Below are 14,136 nucleotides of genomic sequence, written 5' to 3' on the forward strand. Positions count from 1 at the left end.
GCACGGAGCCGGTGGGGACCGACACGAGCGCGTCGGCGACCATGACGGGCAGGGCCAGCGTTCGCCAGACCCGCACGGCCCGGGCCCGGGCTCCGGCCGCGCCCCGGGCGCGCAGCGCGGCGGCCCGCTCCACGAGGGCGGGCCAGGCGTCGACGAAGGCGAAGCAGAGGACGAGCATGGGCAGCAGGTTGTAGTGGAAGCCGGCCGTCCAGTGCTGCGGGTTCTTCGAGGCGGCGCGCACCGCGAGGGGCCCGATGAAGCCCCAGACGAGCGCCGAGCGGGCGGCGACGAAACCGGTCGCGGCCAGCAGGAGCCCGGCGGTGCCCAGCGTCGTCAGCGGGCCGTACCAGCCGGGATGGGTCTCGGAGGCGATCCCCTGGACAGTGACGGTGCCCAGCGAGCCGAGATAGGGGTAGACGTGGTTCGGGTTGAAGCGGGGGATGACGACGAGGACCGCGACGACCGTCCACGCCACGGCGAAGGCCCCGAGGGTCAGACCGGCCCTGATCCTGCGGCGCACCAGCAGCGCGATGGCCAGGCCGCCCACCAGGAAGCACATGTCCTCCTTGACGAGCATGAGCGCGGCGGCCAGGGCCCAGAAGCGCCTCCAGCGCCCCCGGCAGAAGGCGCTCAGCGCATGGGCCAGCAGCGGCGCCCCGAGGGCGACCTCGTGGAAGTCGAAGGTGATCGTCGACTGCACCCCGATCCCGCACAGCCAGGCGGCCGTGACGGCCAGCGCCGGTCCCGCGCCGGCCCGCCGCCGGGCGAGGCGTCCCAGCACCCAGCCGGCCCACACGACGCAGAGCGCCTGCACGACGAGCAGCACGCGCGGGTCGTCCCGCACCCAGTAGAGCGGCACCAGAGCCGCGATGATCGGATGCCAGTGGTCTCCGAAGATCGACATGCCCGGCGACTTCATCGTCGTGCACCCGGGACCGCCGTGCGCCAGGGAGCGGATGGCCTGGTCGAAGATCGTCAGGTCCATCCCGTCGCCCAGCCGGGCGTACTTCAGCAGGCTGACGGTCACATAGGCGGCCAGCGCGGCGGCGCACAGGAGCGCCAGCAGCGCGATGCAGTGCCCGTCCAGCCAGGCGCGCGCCCGCCCGGCTCGGGCGCTGCGCTCGGGGTCCGCTGGCGTGCTCACCGGCCCAGTCTAGGTGTTGCGGGTCATGACGTTGTAGGCGTCGGGGTTGGGGGGTGGGGAACGGGTCTCTGCCCGGCACGATGGGTGGTGCTGAAACCGTTCATCTGCTGGGAGGAGACCCGTTCCCTGACCCACCGTAATGCCCCGTTGACCGTTGAGGGCCGCCGAGCCGTCGAGGAGGTCGTTCATCGCGGTCGCCCGATCGCTCACGTGGCCGCCGAGTTCCGCATCGCCTGCTCGACCCTGTCGAAATGGACCAGCCGATCGAAATGGACCAGCCGATACCGCGACCAGGGCACCGAGGACCTGGAAGACCGCTCCGGCGCCCCCGCGCAACGCTCCTCACGCCTGCCGGACTGGGCCATCGAGCCGATCGGGCAGTGGCGCCGCACAACAAATGGTCCGCCCGCCGGATCCCGCGAACTCGCCGATCAGTACGACCTGCGCTGCTGCGTGCGCACGATCACGCGCCGGGTGGACCGTCTGGGACTCAACCGCATCCGTGACATCACCCCGGACGGACAGAACCTGCGCCGGCCCGGCAGGATCGGGTCCCGGCGCCCCGGAAGCCGTCCCGCCACCGCCGGTCCGGCATGATCGCCGCTGCGGGCGTCCCGCCCGGGGCCTGGGGATCCCCTGGGCCCGGTGCGTCAGGATGGGGGCATGAGCGCCCAGCCCTGGCAACCGATCTCGCTGCGCACCCGGCGGCTGGACCTGGTCGGCGTCGACCCGGCCCGGGCCCAGGAGCTCGCCGCGGGGGTGTGCCCGCTGCCGTGCGCGCCCGGCTACCCGCACGCCGACACGAGCGGCGCCGCCCGCCTTGCCCGGGCCGCCATCGAGCTCGACAACTGGGTGCCCGGCTACGGGATGTACATGATCGTGCGCCGCTGCGACGGCCTGGTCGTCGGCGACATCGGCTTCCACGCCCCGCCGGACCTGCGCGGGGCGGCCGAGATCGGTTACGGCCTCGCGGCGGGGGAGCGGCGCAAGGGCTACATGACCGAGGCGCTGAGCGCCCTCCTGGACTGGGCCCACGCCAATGGCTGCGCCACGGTGCTCGCCGACGTGAACCCCGACAACTACCCGTCGGTCGCCGTCCTGGAGCGCTGCGGCTTCGTCCCGGTGCGTTCGGCGGGCCCCCAGCTGCGCCTGCGCCACACCGGCTAGGAGGCGCCCGAGGGCCCCACTAGACTTGTCGCCACTATGACGACTCCTGCTCGCACCCGCGTCGCCCCGTCCCCCACCGGCGATCCGCACGTCGGCACCGCCTACATGGCCCTCTTCGACAAGGCGTGGGCGGTGAAGACCGGCGGCAGGTTCGTCCTGCGCATCGAGGACACCGACCGCAACCGCCTGGTCGCCGGCTCCGAGCAGCAGATCGTCGAGACCCTCGACTGGCTGGGCCTGCGCCCCGACGAGTCGCCGGTCGCCGGCGGCCCCTTCGCCCCGTACCGGCAGTCCGAGCGGCTGGACCGCTACCGGCCCGTCGTCGACAGGCTCATCGCGGACGGTCACGCGTACTACTGCTGGTGCTCCACCGAGCGCCTGGCCGCCATGCGCGAGGAGAAGGCGGCCAGGAGGCAGGACACCCGCTACGACCGGCTGTGCCACGGCATGACGAGGGACGAGCGCGCCGAACTGCCCGGCTTCACCGAGGACCCCACGGTGCGCATGCTCGTCCCCGACGACGCGCCCACGACCTTCCACGACCTCATCCGCGGCGAGGTGCGGGCCCCGTTCCCGGACGACCAGGTCATCATGAAGGCCGACGGGTTCCCCACCTACCACCTGGCCGTCGTCGTCGACGACCACGAGATGGGCATCACGACGGTCGTCCGGGGCGAGGAGTGGATCAGCTCCACGCCCAAGCACGTCCTGCTCCACCGGTGGCTCGGCTGGGACATGCCGCAGTTCGCGCACATGCCGCTGCTGCGCAACCCCGACCACTCCAAGATCTCCAAGCGCAAGAACCCGGCCGCGCGCCTCATGTGGTTCAAGGAGCAGGGCTACTTGCCCGAGGCCCTGCGCAACTTCCTCCAGCTGCTGGCCTACCCGCCGTCGGCCGGCGACCAGGAGGTCGGCACCTTCGAGCAGTTCGTCGCGGGCTTCGACTGGGGCAGGGTCAACACCGTCGGCCCGGTCTTCGACACCAGGAAGCTCGACTGGCTCAACGGCCACTACATCCGCGAGCTGACGGATGAGGCGCTGGGCGATCGCCTGGTGGAGTTCATCGGTGAGACCGGGCAGTGGGGCGCCGATCCCGATCCCGCCTGGGAGGGCGTCGTCCGCGCCGCCGCCGGCATGATCAAGCCGCGTCTGGTCAGGCTCTCGGACGCCTGGGGGCAGATCGCCTTCCTGACGGCCCCCGACGACTCGATCCTCGTCGAGGACGCCGCGCGCGGCCAGCTCAAGGACGACGCCGCCGCGATCCTCGACGCCACCGCCGAGGTCATCGGATCGGTCGAGCCCTTCGAGGCGGCCCCGATCCAGGCCGCCCTGCGCGCCAGGCTCGTCGACCAGCTGGGCATCAAGCCGCGCCTGGCCTTCGCCCCGCTGCGCGTGGCCACCAGCGGGCGCAAGGTCAGCCCACCGCTGTTCGAGACCTGCCGGATCCTGGGCCGCGAGTCCACGCTGGCCAGGGTCGCGGCGCTGCGCAGGAGTCTCTGACGCGCCGGGGCCCGGGCGAGAGAAACGGCAGAGATGATTTGCCTGAGCAGCCGATTCATGGGATTATGGACAAGTTGCTCCGCGCAGCGTGAGGTGCGCCCGGACGGAGTCCGGGGGTGTCCTGCGGCGGGGAACCCGAGCCGAGTGAGTGACGGGGCCCGCATGGCCCGTCCGACCGCAGAAGAGCGCACGCATGGCGTGCGCTCAAAAAACGCCGGTCGACACACCCGACCACGGGTACCGTGCGACATGACATTGACAAGGGCGGATAGCGGTGAAGACGAAGAGTTTTCAAGGTGAATCCTCCCTGGTCACAACCAGGCCGGGCCGGTTGCACCGGCTCAGCAGGGACGAGAAGAGGAACAACCGTGGCGGGACAGAAGATCCGCATCAGGCTCCGCGCCTATGACCACGAGGTCATCGACTCGTCGGCGCGCAAGATCGTCGACACCGTCACCCGTACGGGTGCCAAGGTCGCCGGCCCAGTGCCGTTGCCGACCGAGAAGAACGTGTGGTGCGTCATCCGTTCGCCCCACAAGTACAAGGACAGCCGCGAGCATTTCGAGATGCGCACCCACAAGCGGCTCATCGACATCCTCGACCCGACTCCGAAGACAGTCGACTCGCTCATGCGTCTCGATCTTCCCGCCGGCGTCGACATCGAAATCAAGCTTCCGTGAGGCCGCAGAACATGACTACCGATCGCAGAGTGAAGGGCGTGCTGGGCACCAAGCTCGGCATGACCCAGTTGTGGGACGAGAACAACCGGCTCGTGCCGGTCACCGTCATCCAGGCCGGCCCCTGCGTCGTCACGCGGGTCCGCACGCCTGACAAGGACGGTTACTCCGCCGTCCAGCTCGGTTACGGCGCCGTCAGGGCCAAGTCGGTCAACAGGCCCGACGCCGGCCAGTTCGCCGCCGCCGGCGTGACCCCGCGCCGCTATCTCGCGGAGATCCGCACCAGCGACGCGGCCGAGTACACCCTGGGCCAGGAGCTCGGCGCCGACACCTTCGTCGCCCGGGACGTCGTCGACGTCACCGGTGTGACCAAGGGCAAGGGCACGGCCGGCGTCGTCAAGCGCCATGGCTTCGCCGGTCTGCGCGCCAGCCACGGCGTCCACCGCAAGCACCGCTCGCCCGGCGGCATCGGCGCCTGCTCCACTCCCGGTCACGTGTTCAAGGGCCTGCGCATGGCCGGCCGCATGGGCAACGAGCGCAAGACCGTCCAGAACCTCTCGGTCGTCGCCATCGACGCCGACAAGGGCCTGATCCTCGTGCGCGGCGCCGTCCCCGGCAACAAGGGCGGTCTCGTCGTCGTACGCAGCGCCGCCAAGAAGGGTGATGCCAAGTGAACGAGAACAGCACCGTCGACGTCATCGACGCCAGGGGCGACAGGGTCGGCTCCGTCGAGCTGCCCGGCGAGCTCTTCGACGTCCGGGCCAACATCCCGCTGATGCACCAGGTGGTCACCGCCCAGCTCGCCGCGGCCCGCCGGGGCACCCACTCCACGAAGACCCGCGCCGAGGTCTCCGGCGGGGGCAGGAAGCCGTGGCGCCAGAAGGGCACCGGCCGCGCCCGCCAGGGTTCGACCCGCGCCCCCCAGTGGACCGGTGGCGGTATCGTCCACGGCCCGGTGCCGCGCAGCTATGCGCAGCGCACGCCCAAGAAGATGATCGCGGCCGCCCTGCGCGGCGCCCTGTCCGATCGCGCTCGCGAGGGCCGTCTCCACGTGGTGAACTCCTTCGTCGCCTCCGAGCGGCCCAGCACCAGGACGGCTGCCGCCCTGCTCGCCGCTCTCGGCGGCTACGGCCGCGTCCTGGCCGTCCTGGAGCGCGGCGACGAGAACAGCTGGCTCTCGCTGCGCAACCTCGTCGGCGTCCACGTCCTCAGCTGGGACCAGCTGAACGCCTATGACGTGCTCGTCGCCGACGCCGTGGTGTTCACCAGGCCGGCCCTCGAGGCCTTCATCGCCGGCCCCGCCAGGGGCAAGTCCGTCAAGGCCGTCGCCGTCAGCGGCGATGCCGAGGTTGAGGAGGACGCCGAGTGAGCGACTTCAAGATCCACGATCCGCACGACGTCATCCTCGCCCCCGTGGTGAGCGAGAAGACCTACGGCCTGATCGATCAGAACACCTACACCTTCGAGGTCAGCCCCAAGGCCAACAAGATCGAGATCCGCGAGGCCGTCGAGGCCGTCTTCGGCGTCAGGGTCCTGTCAGTCAACACCCTGAACCGCGTCGGCAAGAGGCGCCGCACGCGCTACGGCACCGGCAGGACCGCCGACACCAAGCGCGCCATCGTGACGCTGGCGGCCGACGACCACATCGACATTTTCGGGAATGCTCCGGCCGAGTGACCGGGAGCCGACGCGTAGACAAGGAACGAAGAGACCTCATGGCTATTCGTAAGTACAAGCCGACCACGCCGGGCCGCCGCGGCTCCAGCGTGTCCGACTTCGGTGAACTGACTCGTTCGAGGCCGGAGAAGTCGCTGCTCGCCCCGAAGCCGAAGACCGGCGGCCGCAACAACTCCGGGCGCATCACCACCCGCCACATCGGCGGCGGGCACAAGCAGGCCTACCGGCTGGTGGACTTCAAGCGCTACGACAAGGACGGCGTGCCGGCCAGGGTCGCCCACCTCGAGTACGACCCCAACCGCACCGCCCGTATCGCCCTGCTCCACTACGCCGACGGCGAGAAGCGATACATCATCGCCCCACTGGGTCTGGCCCAGGGCGCGACGGTGGTCGCCGGCGCCGATGCCGACATCAAGCCCGGCAACAACCTGCCCCTGCGCAACATCCCCGTCGGCACCCAGGTGCACGCCGTGGAGCTGCGCCCCGGCGGCGGGGCCAAACTCGGCCGCAGCGCCGGCGCCGTGATCCAGCTGGTCGCCCGCGAGGGCAGGTACGCCACCTTGCGCATGCCCTCGGGCGAGATGCGCATGGTCGACGTCCGCTGCCGGGCCACCATCGGCGCGGTCGGCAACGCCGAGTACTCCAACATCAGCTGGGGCAAGGCCGGTCGCAACCGCTGGCGCGGCATCCGCCCGAGCGTGCGCGGCGTCGTGATGAACCCGATCGACCACCCCCACGGCGGCGGCGAGGGCCGGACCTCCGGCGGGCGCCACCCGGTGAGCCCGTGGGGCAAGCCGGAGGGCCGCACCCGCAACAAGAACAAGGCCAGCAGCAAACTGATCGTCCGTCGCCGCAAGTCCGGCAAGAAGCGCTGATTCAGGAGCCAGTAAGACAATGCCTCGCAGCTTGAAGAAGGGCCCGTTCGTCGACGAGCACCTGCAGAAGAAAATCGACCTGCAGAACGAGAACGGCACCAAGAACGTCATCAAGACCTGGTCGCGCCGCTCCATGGTCACCCCGGACATGCTCGGTCACACCATTGCCGTGCACGACGGGCGCAAGCACGTCCCGGTGTTCATCACCGAGGCGATGATCGGGCACAAGCTCGGCGAGTTCGCGCCCACGCGTACTTTCCGCGGCCATGTGAAGGACGACAAGAAGGCCCGCCGGCGCTGAGGCGCGGACCAGAAGGAATGAATTCGATGAGCAATAACAACGAACGGCCCAGCCGTCGTCTTGCCCTGCTCGGGGATCGCCCTGGCTCGTACGCCGTTGCGCGTCATGTCCGGATGAGCCCCCGCAAGGTGCGCCGTGTCGTCGACACGGTGCGCGGGATGGACGCCAACCAGGCCATCGCGACCCTCCGCTTCGCCCCGCAGGCGGCCGCCGAGCCGGTCCGCAAGGTGATCCAGAGCGCGGTCGCCAACGCCGAGTCGGCCGAGGGCCTTCGCGGCGACGACCTCTACGTGAGCCAGATCTTCGTGGACGAGGGCGTGACCATGCGCCGCATCCGCGCCCGTGCCAAGGGGTCGGCCAGCCGGATCCTGAAGCGCGCCAGTCATATCACCGCGGTCGTCGAGCCCCGCTCGGCCGCCAGGAAGGAGGCCTGAGCATGGGACAGAAGATCAACCCGAGCGGCTTCCGCCTGGGTGTGACCACCGACCACAAGTCGCGCTGGTACGCCGAGAAGCAGTACGCCGAGCTCGTGGGCGAGGACGACAGGGTCCGCGCCTGGCTCGTGAAGAACCTCGAGCGCGCCGGCGTCTCCTCCGTGGAGATCGAGCGCCGCTCCGAGCGCCTGACGATCTTCCTCTACGCCGCGCGTCCGGGCATCGTCATCGGCCGCAACGGGGCCGAGGCCGAGCGTGTGCGCGGCGAGCTCGAGAGGCTCACGGGCAAGCAGATCCAGCTGAACATCCTCGAGGTCAAGAACCCCGAGACCGACGCCCAGCTCGTGGCCCAGGGCATCGCCGAGCAGCTCGGCGCCCGCGTGGCCTTCCGCCGCGCGATGCGCAAGGCCCAGCAGACCGCCATCCGGATGGGCGCCCAGGGCATCCGCATCAAGTGCTCCGGCCGTCTCGGCGGCGCCGAGATGAGCCGGGCCGAGGGCTATCGCGAGGGTCGCGTGCCGCTGCACACCCTGCGCGCCGACATCGACTACGGCTTCTACGAGGCCCGTACGACCTACGGCCGTATCGGCGTCAAGGTGTGGATCTACAAGGGCGATGTCACCGGCACCCGGGCCGAGCGCGCCGCTCAGAAGGCCGCCCGCCAGGCGGCCCCGGGCCGCCAGCGCAGCAACCGCCGTCCCGGACGCGGTGAGCGCTCCGGCCGTCGCCGCGCCGAGGCCGCCCGCGAGCAGGCCCCTCGCAGCGCCGCTCCCAGCGCCCCGGCGGAGGCGCCCGAAACCCAGAACGCAGGAGCCTGACAAACCATGTTGATTCCCAAGCGCGTCAAGTACCGCAAGCAGCACCACCCGAAGCGCCGCGGCATGGCCAGGGGCGGTACCCAGCTGGCCTTCGGCGAGTTCGGCATCCAGGCCCTCGAGCCGGCTTACATGACGAACCGCCAGATCGAGGCCGCCCGTATCGCCATGACCCGCTACATCAGGCGCGGCGGCAAGGTCTGGATCGACGTCTACCCGGATCGCCCGCTGACCAAGCATCCCGCCGAGTCCCGCATGGGCTCCGGCAAGGGCACCCCCGAGTTCTGGGTCGTCAATGTCAAGCCGGGCCGCGTGCTCTTCGAGCTGTCCGGCGTCTCCGAGGAGATCGCCTCCGAGGCCCTCCGCCTGGCCATCCACAAGCTGCCCTTCAAGGCACGCGTCATCAAGCGCGAAGCAGGTGAGAACTGACATGGCGAAGAACCAGAGCAACACCGCCGCCGAGCTGCGCGGGCTGTCCCGGGCCGATCTCAATGCCAGGGTCGTGGAGCTGAAGGAGGAGCTGTTCGCGCTGCGCTTCCAGGCCGCCACCGGCCAGCTGGAGAACACCGCGCGACTGCGCGGGGTCCGCAAGGACATCGCCCGCATCTACACGGTGCTGCAGGAGCGCAACCTCGGCATCGTCGACGATCCGGATCGTGAAGGAGAGGCCGAGGCATGAGCGAGTCGACCAACAGCACAGTCAAGCGCAACACCCGCAAGGTCCGCGAGGGCCTGGTGGTCTCGGACAGGATGGACAAGACGATCGTCGTCGCCGTCGAGGACCGCGTCAAGCATCCCCTCTACGGCAAGGTCATGACCAAGACCGTCCGTTTCAAGGCCCACGACGAGAACAACGAGGCGGGCCGTGGCGACCGCGTGCGCATCATGGAGACACGACCGCTGTCCGCCACCAAGCGCTGGCGCCTGGCCGCCATCATCGAGAAGGCCAAGTAACCGAGACCCGGTGGCGCCATCCGCGTCGGTGGCGCCGCTGCCGCCCCTGGCAGAATCCAGGGGCCAACTACGAGTCCGGCGAGGCCTCGGGGCGGACCCGGGGAACCGGTCGGGCAGAGGAGAAGAAATGATCCAGCAGGAGACGCGACTGAAGGTCGCCGACAACACCGGTGCCAAGGAGCTCTTGTGCATCCGTGTTCTCGGCGGCTCGAAGCGCCGCTACGCCGGGCTCGGTGACACCATCGTGTGCACCGTCAAGGACGCCATTCCCGGTGGCAATGTGAAGAAGGGCGAGGTCGTCAAGGCCGTCGTCGTGCGCACCGTCAAGTCGCACCGTCGTGCCGATGGTTCCTACATCAAGTTCGACGAGAACGCGGTCGTCATCCTGGGCGGCAACACGGGCGAGCCCCGTGGCACTCGCATCTTCGGGCCGGTGGCCCGTGAACTACGCGACAAGCGCTTCATGCGCATCGTCTCGCTGGCTCCCGAGGTGATCTGACAATGGCGAAGATGAAGTTGAAGAAGGGTGACCGCGTCAAGGTCATCGCCGGTAAGGACAAGGGGGCGGTCGGCGAGATCATCGCCGTCTTCCCGGAGAGGGCCCGTGTGACGGTCCAGGGCGTGAACATCGTCAAGCGCCACCAGCGCGACACCGGCGATCCGGCCACCGGCCGCCAGATCAAGGGCGGGATCATCTCGCGCGAGGCCCCGATCCACGTCTCCAACGTCCAGCTGCTCGTCAAGGACGGCGGCAGGGACGTCGTGACGCGCATCGGCTCCAGGCGGGTGAGCGCGACCAAGCGCCGTCCCGACGGTTCCGAGTACGACGGCACCCGCGGCGTCCGCATCGCCCGCAAGACGGGGGAGGAGATCTGATGGCCCGCACCAACGACAGCGCCCTCAGGATCGCCGACGTGGCCCGCGCCACGGCGCCGCAGACCCCCCGCCTGAAGGCCAGGTACCGCGAGGAGATCCGCAAGAGCCTCCAGGAGGAGTTCAAGTACACCAACCCGATGCTGGTTCCCGGTCTGACCAAGATCGTCGTGAACATGGGGGTCGGCGAGGCGGCCCACGACTCCAAGGTGCTCGACGGAGCGATCAGGGATCTCACGGCCATCACCGGCCAGCGGCCCATGGTCGTCAAGGCCCGCAAGTCGATCGCCCAGTTCCACCTGCGCGAGGGCCAGGCCATCGGTGCCTACGTCACGCTCCGGGGCGACCGCATGTGGGAGTTCGCCGACCGCCTGCTGACGCTGGCCCTGCCCCGTATCCGCGACTTCCGCGGCCTGAGCGGCAACCAGTTCGACGGCAACGGGAACTACACCTTCGGGCTGACCGAGCAGGTCATGTTCCACGAGATCGACCAGGACAGGATCGATCGCGTCCGCGGCATGGACATCACCTTCGTGACGACCGCCGGGACCGACGAGGAGGGCAAGGCCCTGCTCAGGGCCCTCGGTTTCCCGTTCAGGGCGGTCGACGAGCCCAAGACCAAGAAGAACAGCGGTCCCCAGTACGGCCGCAGGAGGAAGTGACAGCTCATGGCCAAGACCGCTCTGAAGGTCAAGCAGGCGCGCAGGCCGAAGTTCGCCGTGCGGGCGTACACCCGCTGCCAGCGCTGCGGACGGCCGAAGGCCGTCTACCGCAAGTTCGGCCTGTGCCGCATCTGCCTGCGCGAGCTCGCCCACGCGGGCGATCTGCCCGGCGTGACCAAGTCGTCCTGGTGAGCGCGCAAGCGCCCATCCGGCGACCCCGCGGCGGCGCGAGCCGCCCCTCCGCCCGCCCGGCCCGGTGCCGCGGCGCGGCGGACCCGAACTCGAACACAACAGGTCCGGGCGCCGTCCGGAAACCGTTGTGAGGAAGAGGCTAGCAAGCCATGACTATGACCGACCCGATCGCAGACATGCTCACGCGTCTGCGCAACGCCAACCAGGCGTACCACGACGAGACGAGCATGCCCAGCTCGAAGATCAAGGTGGGCATCGCCGCGATCCTGAAGCAGGAGGGCTACATCTCCGACTTCACGGTGGCCGAGCCCCAGGCCGGCGAGGTGGGCAGGACGCTCACCCTCAGGCTCAAGTACGGCGACGACCGCAAGCGCTCCATCGCCGGCGTGCGCCGCATCAGCAAGCCCGGTCTGCGCGTCTACGCGAAGTCCAACCGGCTGCCCAAGGTACTGGGCGGCATGGGCATCGCGATCATCTCGACCTCTCAGGGCCTGATGACGGACAAGCAGGCCCATGAGGAGTCCGTGGGCGGCGAAGTGCTCGCCTACGTCTGGTGACCGGAACGAGACAGGTTAGGAGAACACAGATGTCACGAATCGGCAGGCTCCCCATCACCGTCCCGTCCGGTGTCGAGGTGACTCTGGCCGGGCGGGATGTGACCGTGAGGGGCCCGAGGGGCGAGCTCTCGCGGACCATTCCGGAACCGATCACCGTCTCCAGGGACGACGAGGGTCGGCTGATCGTCGAGCGTCCTGACGACGAGCGCGTCAGCAAGTCGCTGCACGGTCTGAGCCGCACCCTGGTGAACAACATGGTGATCGGCGTCACCGAGGGCTACGAGAAGCACTTGGAGATCGTCGGCGTCGGCTACCGCGTCGTCGCCAAGGGGCCGAAGCAGCTCGAGTTCGCGCTCGGCTTCTCGCACCCGGTGGTCGTCGACGCCCCCGAAGGGGTCACCTTCGAGGTCATCACGGCCACGAGCTTCAAGGTGCACGGCATCGACAAGCAGGTCGTCGGCGAGGTTGCGGCGAACATCCGCAAGATCCGCAAGCCCGAGCCCTACAAGGGCAAGGGCGTCCGTTACGCCGGCGAGCGCATCCGCCGCAAGGTCGGAAAGGCTGGTAAGTGATCATGGCGGTCAACATCAATCATCGGAAGCACCTCGCTGCCCGCACGTCCTCCCGGCTGCGCCGCCAGACGCGCGGGCGCAAGAGGATCTTCGGCTACCCGGAGCGCCCGCGCCTGGTCGTCACCCGCAGTGCGCGCCACATGGTGGCGCAGGTGGTCGACGACGTCGCCGGCGTCACGCTGGTCTCGGCCTCCACCATGGAGAAGGACGTGCGCGCCCTCGACGGCGACAAGACGGCCAAGGCCGCCAGGGTCGGTGAACTCGTCGGCCGGCGCGCCAGGGACGCCGGCATCGAGCAGGTCGTCTTCGACCGCGCCGGCAACCAGTACCACGGTCGAGTGGCCGCGGTCGCCGACGGCGCCCGCAAGGCCGGCCTGAATCTCTGACGGAAGGATAGGAAAAGCGATGAATACATCCCAGCGCGGCACCAGCGGCCGCCAGGGCGGTGACCGTCGCGGCCGTGACGACCGTCGGAGCCGCGACAGGCAGAACGAGCGCAGGGACGAGTACTTGGAGCGCGTCGTCGCCATCAACCGCGTGTCCAAGGTCGTCCAGGGCGGCCGCCGCTTCAGCTTCACCGCGCTCGTCGTGGTGGGCGACGGCGAGGGCACCGTGGGCGTCGGCTACGGCAAGGCCAAGGAGGTGCCCGCGGCCATCGCCAAGGGCGTCGAGGAGGCCAAGAAGCACTTCTTCAGGGTACCGCTGGTCCAGCGCACCATCCCGCACCCCGTGCAGGGCGAGAAGGCCGCCGGCGTCGTCATGCTGCGCCCGGCCTCTCCCGGTACCGGCGTGATCGCCGGCGGTTCGGCCCGCGCCGTCCTCGAGTGCGCCGGCGTCCACGATGTGCTGGCCAAGTCCCTCGGCTCGGCCAACGCCATCAACGTGGTCCACGCCACCGTCGAGGCCCTCCGGATGCTCGAGGAGCCCGAACAGGTCGCCAGGCGCCGCGGCAAGTCCGTCGAGGACATCGCCCCGGCCGCCCTGCTGCGTGCCCGCAGGGAATCGGAGGTGTCGGCCTGATGGCGGACCTGAAGATCACGCAGACCAAGTCGATCGTGGCCCAGAAGCCCGCAGTCCGCGCGAGCGTGCGGGCCCTCGGCCTGAAACGAATCGGTGACACCGTCACGCAGCCCGATCGCCCGGAGATCCGGGGCATGATCCGCGCCGCGCGCCACCTGGTCACCGTGGAAGAGGTGAAGTGAGCATGACGATCAAGGTTCATCACCTGCGTCCTGCACCCGGTGCGAAGCGCACCAAGAGGCGCGTCGGCCGCGGTGAGGCCGGCAAGGGCGGCAAGACCGCAGGCCGCGGCACCAAGGGCACGGGCGCGCGCAAGAGCGTGCCCGAGAGCTTCGAGGGCGGCCAGATGCCCATGCACATGCGCATGCCGAAGTTGCGCGGCTTCCAGAACCCGTTCAAAGTGGCGTACCAGCCCGTGAACGTGGCCCGGATCGCCGAGCACTTCCCCTCCGGCGGCGCCGTGGGCGTCGAGGATCTCGTCGGTGCGGGTCTCGTCCGGGGCGGTCGCCCGGTCAAGGTACTGGGCGGCGGCGAGCTGGACGTCAGGCTCGACATCACCGCCGACAGGTTCAGCGCCTCTGCCAGGGAGAAGATCGAGAAGGCCGGCGGCAGCGTCACCGAGCGTTGAACCCGGCCCGGAAACGCCCGGGGGGGGCCCCCGGGGGGGGCCCCCCCCCCCCCGTGCCGGGCCCCCCCCCCGGCCCCCCGGGGGCCCC

25 protein-coding genes are annotated in these 14,136 nt (G+C 69.8%); 24 read left to right on the forward strand and 1 reads right to left on the reverse strand.

The window, feature by feature from the left end; translation table 11 throughout:
• On the reverse strand, positions 1–1,144 hold a 1,144-nt coding region (locus tag R2N01_RS09095; RefSeq protein WP_316670458.1), incomplete at its 3' end, for a DUF2079 domain-containing protein.
• Between the two features lie 147 nt (positions 1,145–1,291).
• Here R2N01_RS09095 and R2N01_RS09100 point away from each other — a divergent pair.
• The 24 genes from R2N01_RS09100 (at position 1,292) to rplO (ending at position 14,048) form a co-directional block, all read left to right on the forward strand.
• A complete protein-coding gene (locus R2N01_RS09100; RefSeq protein ID WP_399553268.1) occupies positions 1,292–1,741 on the forward strand; it encodes a hypothetical protein in 450 nt (149 codons plus the stop codon).
• Positions 1,742–1,807: 66 nt separating this feature from the next.
• Positions 1,808–2,311, forward strand: coding sequence for a GNAT family N-acetyltransferase (locus R2N01_RS09105; protein WP_316670461.1), 504 nt, complete (start codon positions 1,808–1,810; stop codon positions 2,309–2,311).
• A 105-nt stretch (positions 2,312–2,416) separates the two neighbouring features.
• The gene (gltX, locus tag R2N01_RS09110) at positions 2,417–3,811 is read left to right on the forward strand and encodes a glutamate--tRNA ligase (RefSeq protein WP_399553270.1); all 1,395 of its coding nucleotides are present in this window, start codon (positions 2,417–2,419) and stop codon (positions 3,809–3,811) included.
• A 368-nt stretch (positions 3,812–4,179) separates the two neighbouring features.
• On the forward strand, positions 4,180–4,491 hold the full coding sequence (rpsJ, locus tag R2N01_RS09115; RefSeq protein ID WP_016668002.1) for a 30S ribosomal protein S10: 312 nt from the start codon (positions 4,180–4,182) through the stop codon (positions 4,489–4,491).
• 11 nt (positions 4,492–4,502) lie between these two features.
• Positions 4,503–5,162, forward strand: a complete 660-nt coding sequence (rplC, locus tag R2N01_RS09120; protein ID WP_316670469.1) for a 50S ribosomal protein L3 — start codon at positions 4,503–4,505, stop codon at positions 5,160–5,162.
• Positions 5,159–5,857 carry a 50S ribosomal protein L4 gene (gene rplD, locus R2N01_RS09125; protein ID WP_316670471.1) on the forward strand — a complete coding sequence of 233 codons (699 nt, stop codon included), beginning with the start codon at positions 5,159–5,161 and terminating at the stop codon, positions 5,855–5,857. The genes rplC and rplD overlap by 4 nt, the downstream gene beginning before the upstream one ends.
• A complete protein-coding gene (gene rplW / locus R2N01_RS09130) occupies positions 5,854–6,165 on the forward strand; it encodes a 50S ribosomal protein L23 (protein ID WP_316670473.1) in 312 nt (103 codons plus the stop codon). The genes rplD and rplW overlap by 4 nt, the downstream gene beginning before the upstream one ends.
• A 38-nt stretch (positions 6,166–6,203) precedes the next feature.
• A complete protein-coding gene (rplB, locus tag R2N01_RS09135) occupies positions 6,204–7,040 on the forward strand; it encodes a 50S ribosomal protein L2 (RefSeq protein WP_316670475.1) in 837 nt (278 codons plus the stop codon).
• Between the two features lie 19 nt (positions 7,041–7,059).
• The gene (rpsS, locus tag R2N01_RS09140) at positions 7,060–7,341 is read left to right on the forward strand and encodes a 30S ribosomal protein S19 (RefSeq protein ID WP_316670476.1); all 282 of its coding nucleotides are present in this window, start codon (positions 7,060–7,062) and stop codon (positions 7,339–7,341) included.
• 26 nt (positions 7,342–7,367) lie between these two features.
• Entirely contained in the window at positions 7,368–7,775 is a 408-nt protein-coding gene (gene rplV / locus R2N01_RS09145) for a 50S ribosomal protein L22 (protein WP_316670478.1), read from the forward strand.
• A gap of 2 nt (positions 7,776–7,777) precedes the next feature.
• On the forward strand, positions 7,778–8,593 hold the full coding sequence (rpsC, locus tag R2N01_RS09150) for a 30S ribosomal protein S3 (RefSeq protein ID WP_316670480.1): 816 nt from the start codon (positions 7,778–7,780) through the stop codon (positions 8,591–8,593).
• Positions 8,594–8,599: 6 nt separating this feature from the next.
• Complete coding sequence (gene rplP / locus R2N01_RS09155) at positions 8,600–9,019, forward strand: 50S ribosomal protein L16 (protein WP_316670481.1); 420 nt, start codon at positions 8,600–8,602, stop codon at positions 9,017–9,019.
• Position 9,020: 1 nt separating this feature from the next.
• On the forward strand, positions 9,021–9,269 hold the full coding sequence (rpmC, locus tag R2N01_RS09160; RefSeq protein WP_316670483.1) for a 50S ribosomal protein L29: 249 nt from the start codon (positions 9,021–9,023) through the stop codon (positions 9,267–9,269).
• A complete protein-coding gene (gene rpsQ, locus R2N01_RS09165) occupies positions 9,266–9,544 on the forward strand; it encodes a 30S ribosomal protein S17 (RefSeq protein ID WP_316670484.1) in 279 nt (92 codons plus the stop codon). The genes rpmC and rpsQ overlap by 4 nt, the downstream gene beginning before the upstream one ends.
• Before the next feature lie 127 nt (positions 9,545–9,671).
• A complete protein-coding gene (gene rplN, locus R2N01_RS09170; RefSeq protein WP_316670486.1) occupies positions 9,672–10,043 on the forward strand; it encodes a 50S ribosomal protein L14 in 372 nt (123 codons plus the stop codon).
• 2 nt (positions 10,044–10,045) lie between these two features.
• Entirely contained in the window at positions 10,046–10,420 is a 375-nt protein-coding gene (rplX, locus tag R2N01_RS09175) for a 50S ribosomal protein L24 (protein WP_316670487.1), read from the forward strand.
• Positions 10,420–11,079: a 50S ribosomal protein L5 gene (gene rplE, locus R2N01_RS09180; protein ID WP_316670489.1), complete on the forward strand. Its 660-nt coding sequence runs from the start codon at positions 10,420–10,422 to the stop codon at positions 11,077–11,079. The genes rplX and rplE overlap by 1 nt, the downstream gene beginning before the upstream one ends.
• 6 nt (positions 11,080–11,085) lie before the next feature.
• Complete coding sequence (locus R2N01_RS09185; protein WP_316670490.1) at positions 11,086–11,271, forward strand: type Z 30S ribosomal protein S14; 186 nt, start codon at positions 11,086–11,088, stop codon at positions 11,269–11,271.
• 149 nt (positions 11,272–11,420) lie between these two features.
• The gene (gene rpsH / locus R2N01_RS09190; protein WP_316670491.1) at positions 11,421–11,828 is read left to right on the forward strand and encodes a 30S ribosomal protein S8; all 408 of its coding nucleotides are present in this window, start codon (positions 11,421–11,423) and stop codon (positions 11,826–11,828) included.
• 29 nt (positions 11,829–11,857) lie between these two features.
• Entirely contained in the window at positions 11,858–12,400 is a 543-nt protein-coding gene (gene rplF / locus R2N01_RS09195; protein WP_316670492.1) for a 50S ribosomal protein L6, read from the forward strand.
• A gap of 2 nt (positions 12,401–12,402) precedes the next feature.
• Positions 12,403–12,786, forward strand: a complete 384-nt coding sequence (rplR, locus tag R2N01_RS09200) for a 50S ribosomal protein L18 (protein WP_316670493.1) — start codon at positions 12,403–12,405, stop codon at positions 12,784–12,786.
• 19 nt (positions 12,787–12,805) lie between these two features.
• A complete protein-coding gene (gene rpsE, locus R2N01_RS09205) occupies positions 12,806–13,420 on the forward strand; it encodes a 30S ribosomal protein S5 (RefSeq protein WP_316670495.1) in 615 nt (204 codons plus the stop codon).
• Positions 13,420–13,602 carry a 50S ribosomal protein L30 gene (gene rpmD / locus R2N01_RS09210; RefSeq protein WP_316670496.1) on the forward strand — a complete coding sequence of 61 codons (183 nt, stop codon included), beginning with the start codon at positions 13,420–13,422 and terminating at the stop codon, positions 13,600–13,602. The genes rpsE and rpmD overlap by 1 nt, the downstream gene beginning before the upstream one ends.
• A gap of 2 nt (positions 13,603–13,604) precedes the next feature.
• The gene (rplO, locus tag R2N01_RS09215) at positions 13,605–14,048 is read left to right on the forward strand and encodes a 50S ribosomal protein L15 (protein ID WP_316670498.1); all 444 of its coding nucleotides are present in this window, start codon (positions 13,605–13,607) and stop codon (positions 14,046–14,048) included.
• The last annotated feature ends 88 nt before the right edge of the window (positions 14,049–14,136 follow it).

The sequence above is a fragment of the uncultured Propionibacterium sp. genome (assembly GCF_963539965.1).
In the GTDB taxonomy this organism is placed as follows: Bacteria; Actinomycetota; Actinomycetes; order Propionibacteriales; family Propionibacteriaceae; genus Propionibacterium.

What these genes read in the sequence shown, in the direction of transcription:
- rplP (WP_316670481.1), top strand. Translation starts at nt 8,600, where the DNA reads ATGTTGATTCCCAAGCGCGTCAAGTACCGCAAGCAGCACCACCCGAAG.
- rplR (WP_316670493.1), top strand. Translation starts at nt 12,403, where the DNA reads ATGGCGGTCAACATCAATCATCGGAAGCACCTCGCTGCCCGCACGTCC.
- rplB (WP_316670475.1), top strand. Translation starts at nt 6,204, where the DNA reads ATGGCTATTCGTAAGTACAAGCCGACCACGCCGGGCCGCCGCGGCTCC.
- rplF (WP_316670492.1), top strand. Translation starts at nt 11,858, where the DNA reads ATGTCACGAATCGGCAGGCTCCCCATCACCGTCCCGTCCGGTGTCGAG.
- rplV (WP_316670478.1), top strand. Translation starts at nt 7,368, where the DNA reads ATGAGCAATAACAACGAACGGCCCAGCCGTCGTCTTGCCCTGCTCGGG.
- rplX (WP_316670487.1), top strand. Translation starts at nt 10,046, where the DNA reads ATGGCGAAGATGAAGTTGAAGAAGGGTGACCGCGTCAAGGTCATCGCC.
- rpsH (WP_316670491.1), top strand. Translation starts at nt 11,421, where the DNA reads ATGACTATGACCGACCCGATCGCAGACATGCTCACGCGTCTGCGCAAC.
- rpmD (WP_316670496.1), top strand. Translation starts at nt 13,420, where the DNA reads ATGGCGGACCTGAAGATCACGCAGACCAAGTCGATCGTGGCCCAGAAG.
- R2N01_RS09185 (WP_316670490.1), top strand. Translation starts at nt 11,086, where the DNA reads ATGGCCAAGACCGCTCTGAAGGTCAAGCAGGCGCGCAGGCCGAAGTTC.
- rpmC (WP_316670483.1), top strand. Translation starts at nt 9,021, where the DNA reads ATGGCGAAGAACCAGAGCAACACCGCCGCCGAGCTGCGCGGGCTGTCC.
- rplC (WP_316670469.1), top strand. Translation starts at nt 4,503, where the DNA reads ATGACTACCGATCGCAGAGTGAAGGGCGTGCTGGGCACCAAGCTCGGC.
- rpsS (WP_316670476.1), top strand. Translation starts at nt 7,060, where the DNA reads ATGCCTCGCAGCTTGAAGAAGGGCCCGTTCGTCGACGAGCACCTGCAG.
- rplE (WP_316670489.1), top strand. Translation starts at nt 10,420, where the DNA reads ATGGCCCGCACCAACGACAGCGCCCTCAGGATCGCCGACGTGGCCCGC.
- R2N01_RS09105 (WP_316670461.1), top strand. Translation starts at nt 1,808, where the DNA reads ATGAGCGCCCAGCCCTGGCAACCGATCTCGCTGCGCACCCGGCGGCTG.
- rpsC (WP_316670480.1), top strand. Translation starts at nt 7,778, where the DNA reads ATGGGACAGAAGATCAACCCGAGCGGCTTCCGCCTGGGTGTGACCACC.
- rplO (WP_316670498.1), top strand. Translation starts at nt 13,605, where the DNA reads ATGACGATCAAGGTTCATCACCTGCGTCCTGCACCCGGTGCGAAGCGC.
- rpsE (WP_316670495.1), top strand. Translation starts at nt 12,806, where the DNA reads ATGAATACATCCCAGCGCGGCACCAGCGGCCGCCAGGGCGGTGACCGT.
- rpsQ (WP_316670484.1), top strand. Translation starts at nt 9,266, where the DNA reads ATGAGCGAGTCGACCAACAGCACAGTCAAGCGCAACACCCGCAAGGTC.
- gltX (WP_399553270.1), top strand. Translation starts at nt 2,417, where the DNA reads ATGGCCCTCTTCGACAAGGCGTGGGCGGTGAAGACCGGCGGCAGGTTC.
- rplN (WP_316670486.1), top strand. Translation starts at nt 9,672, where the DNA reads ATGATCCAGCAGGAGACGCGACTGAAGGTCGCCGACAACACCGGTGCC.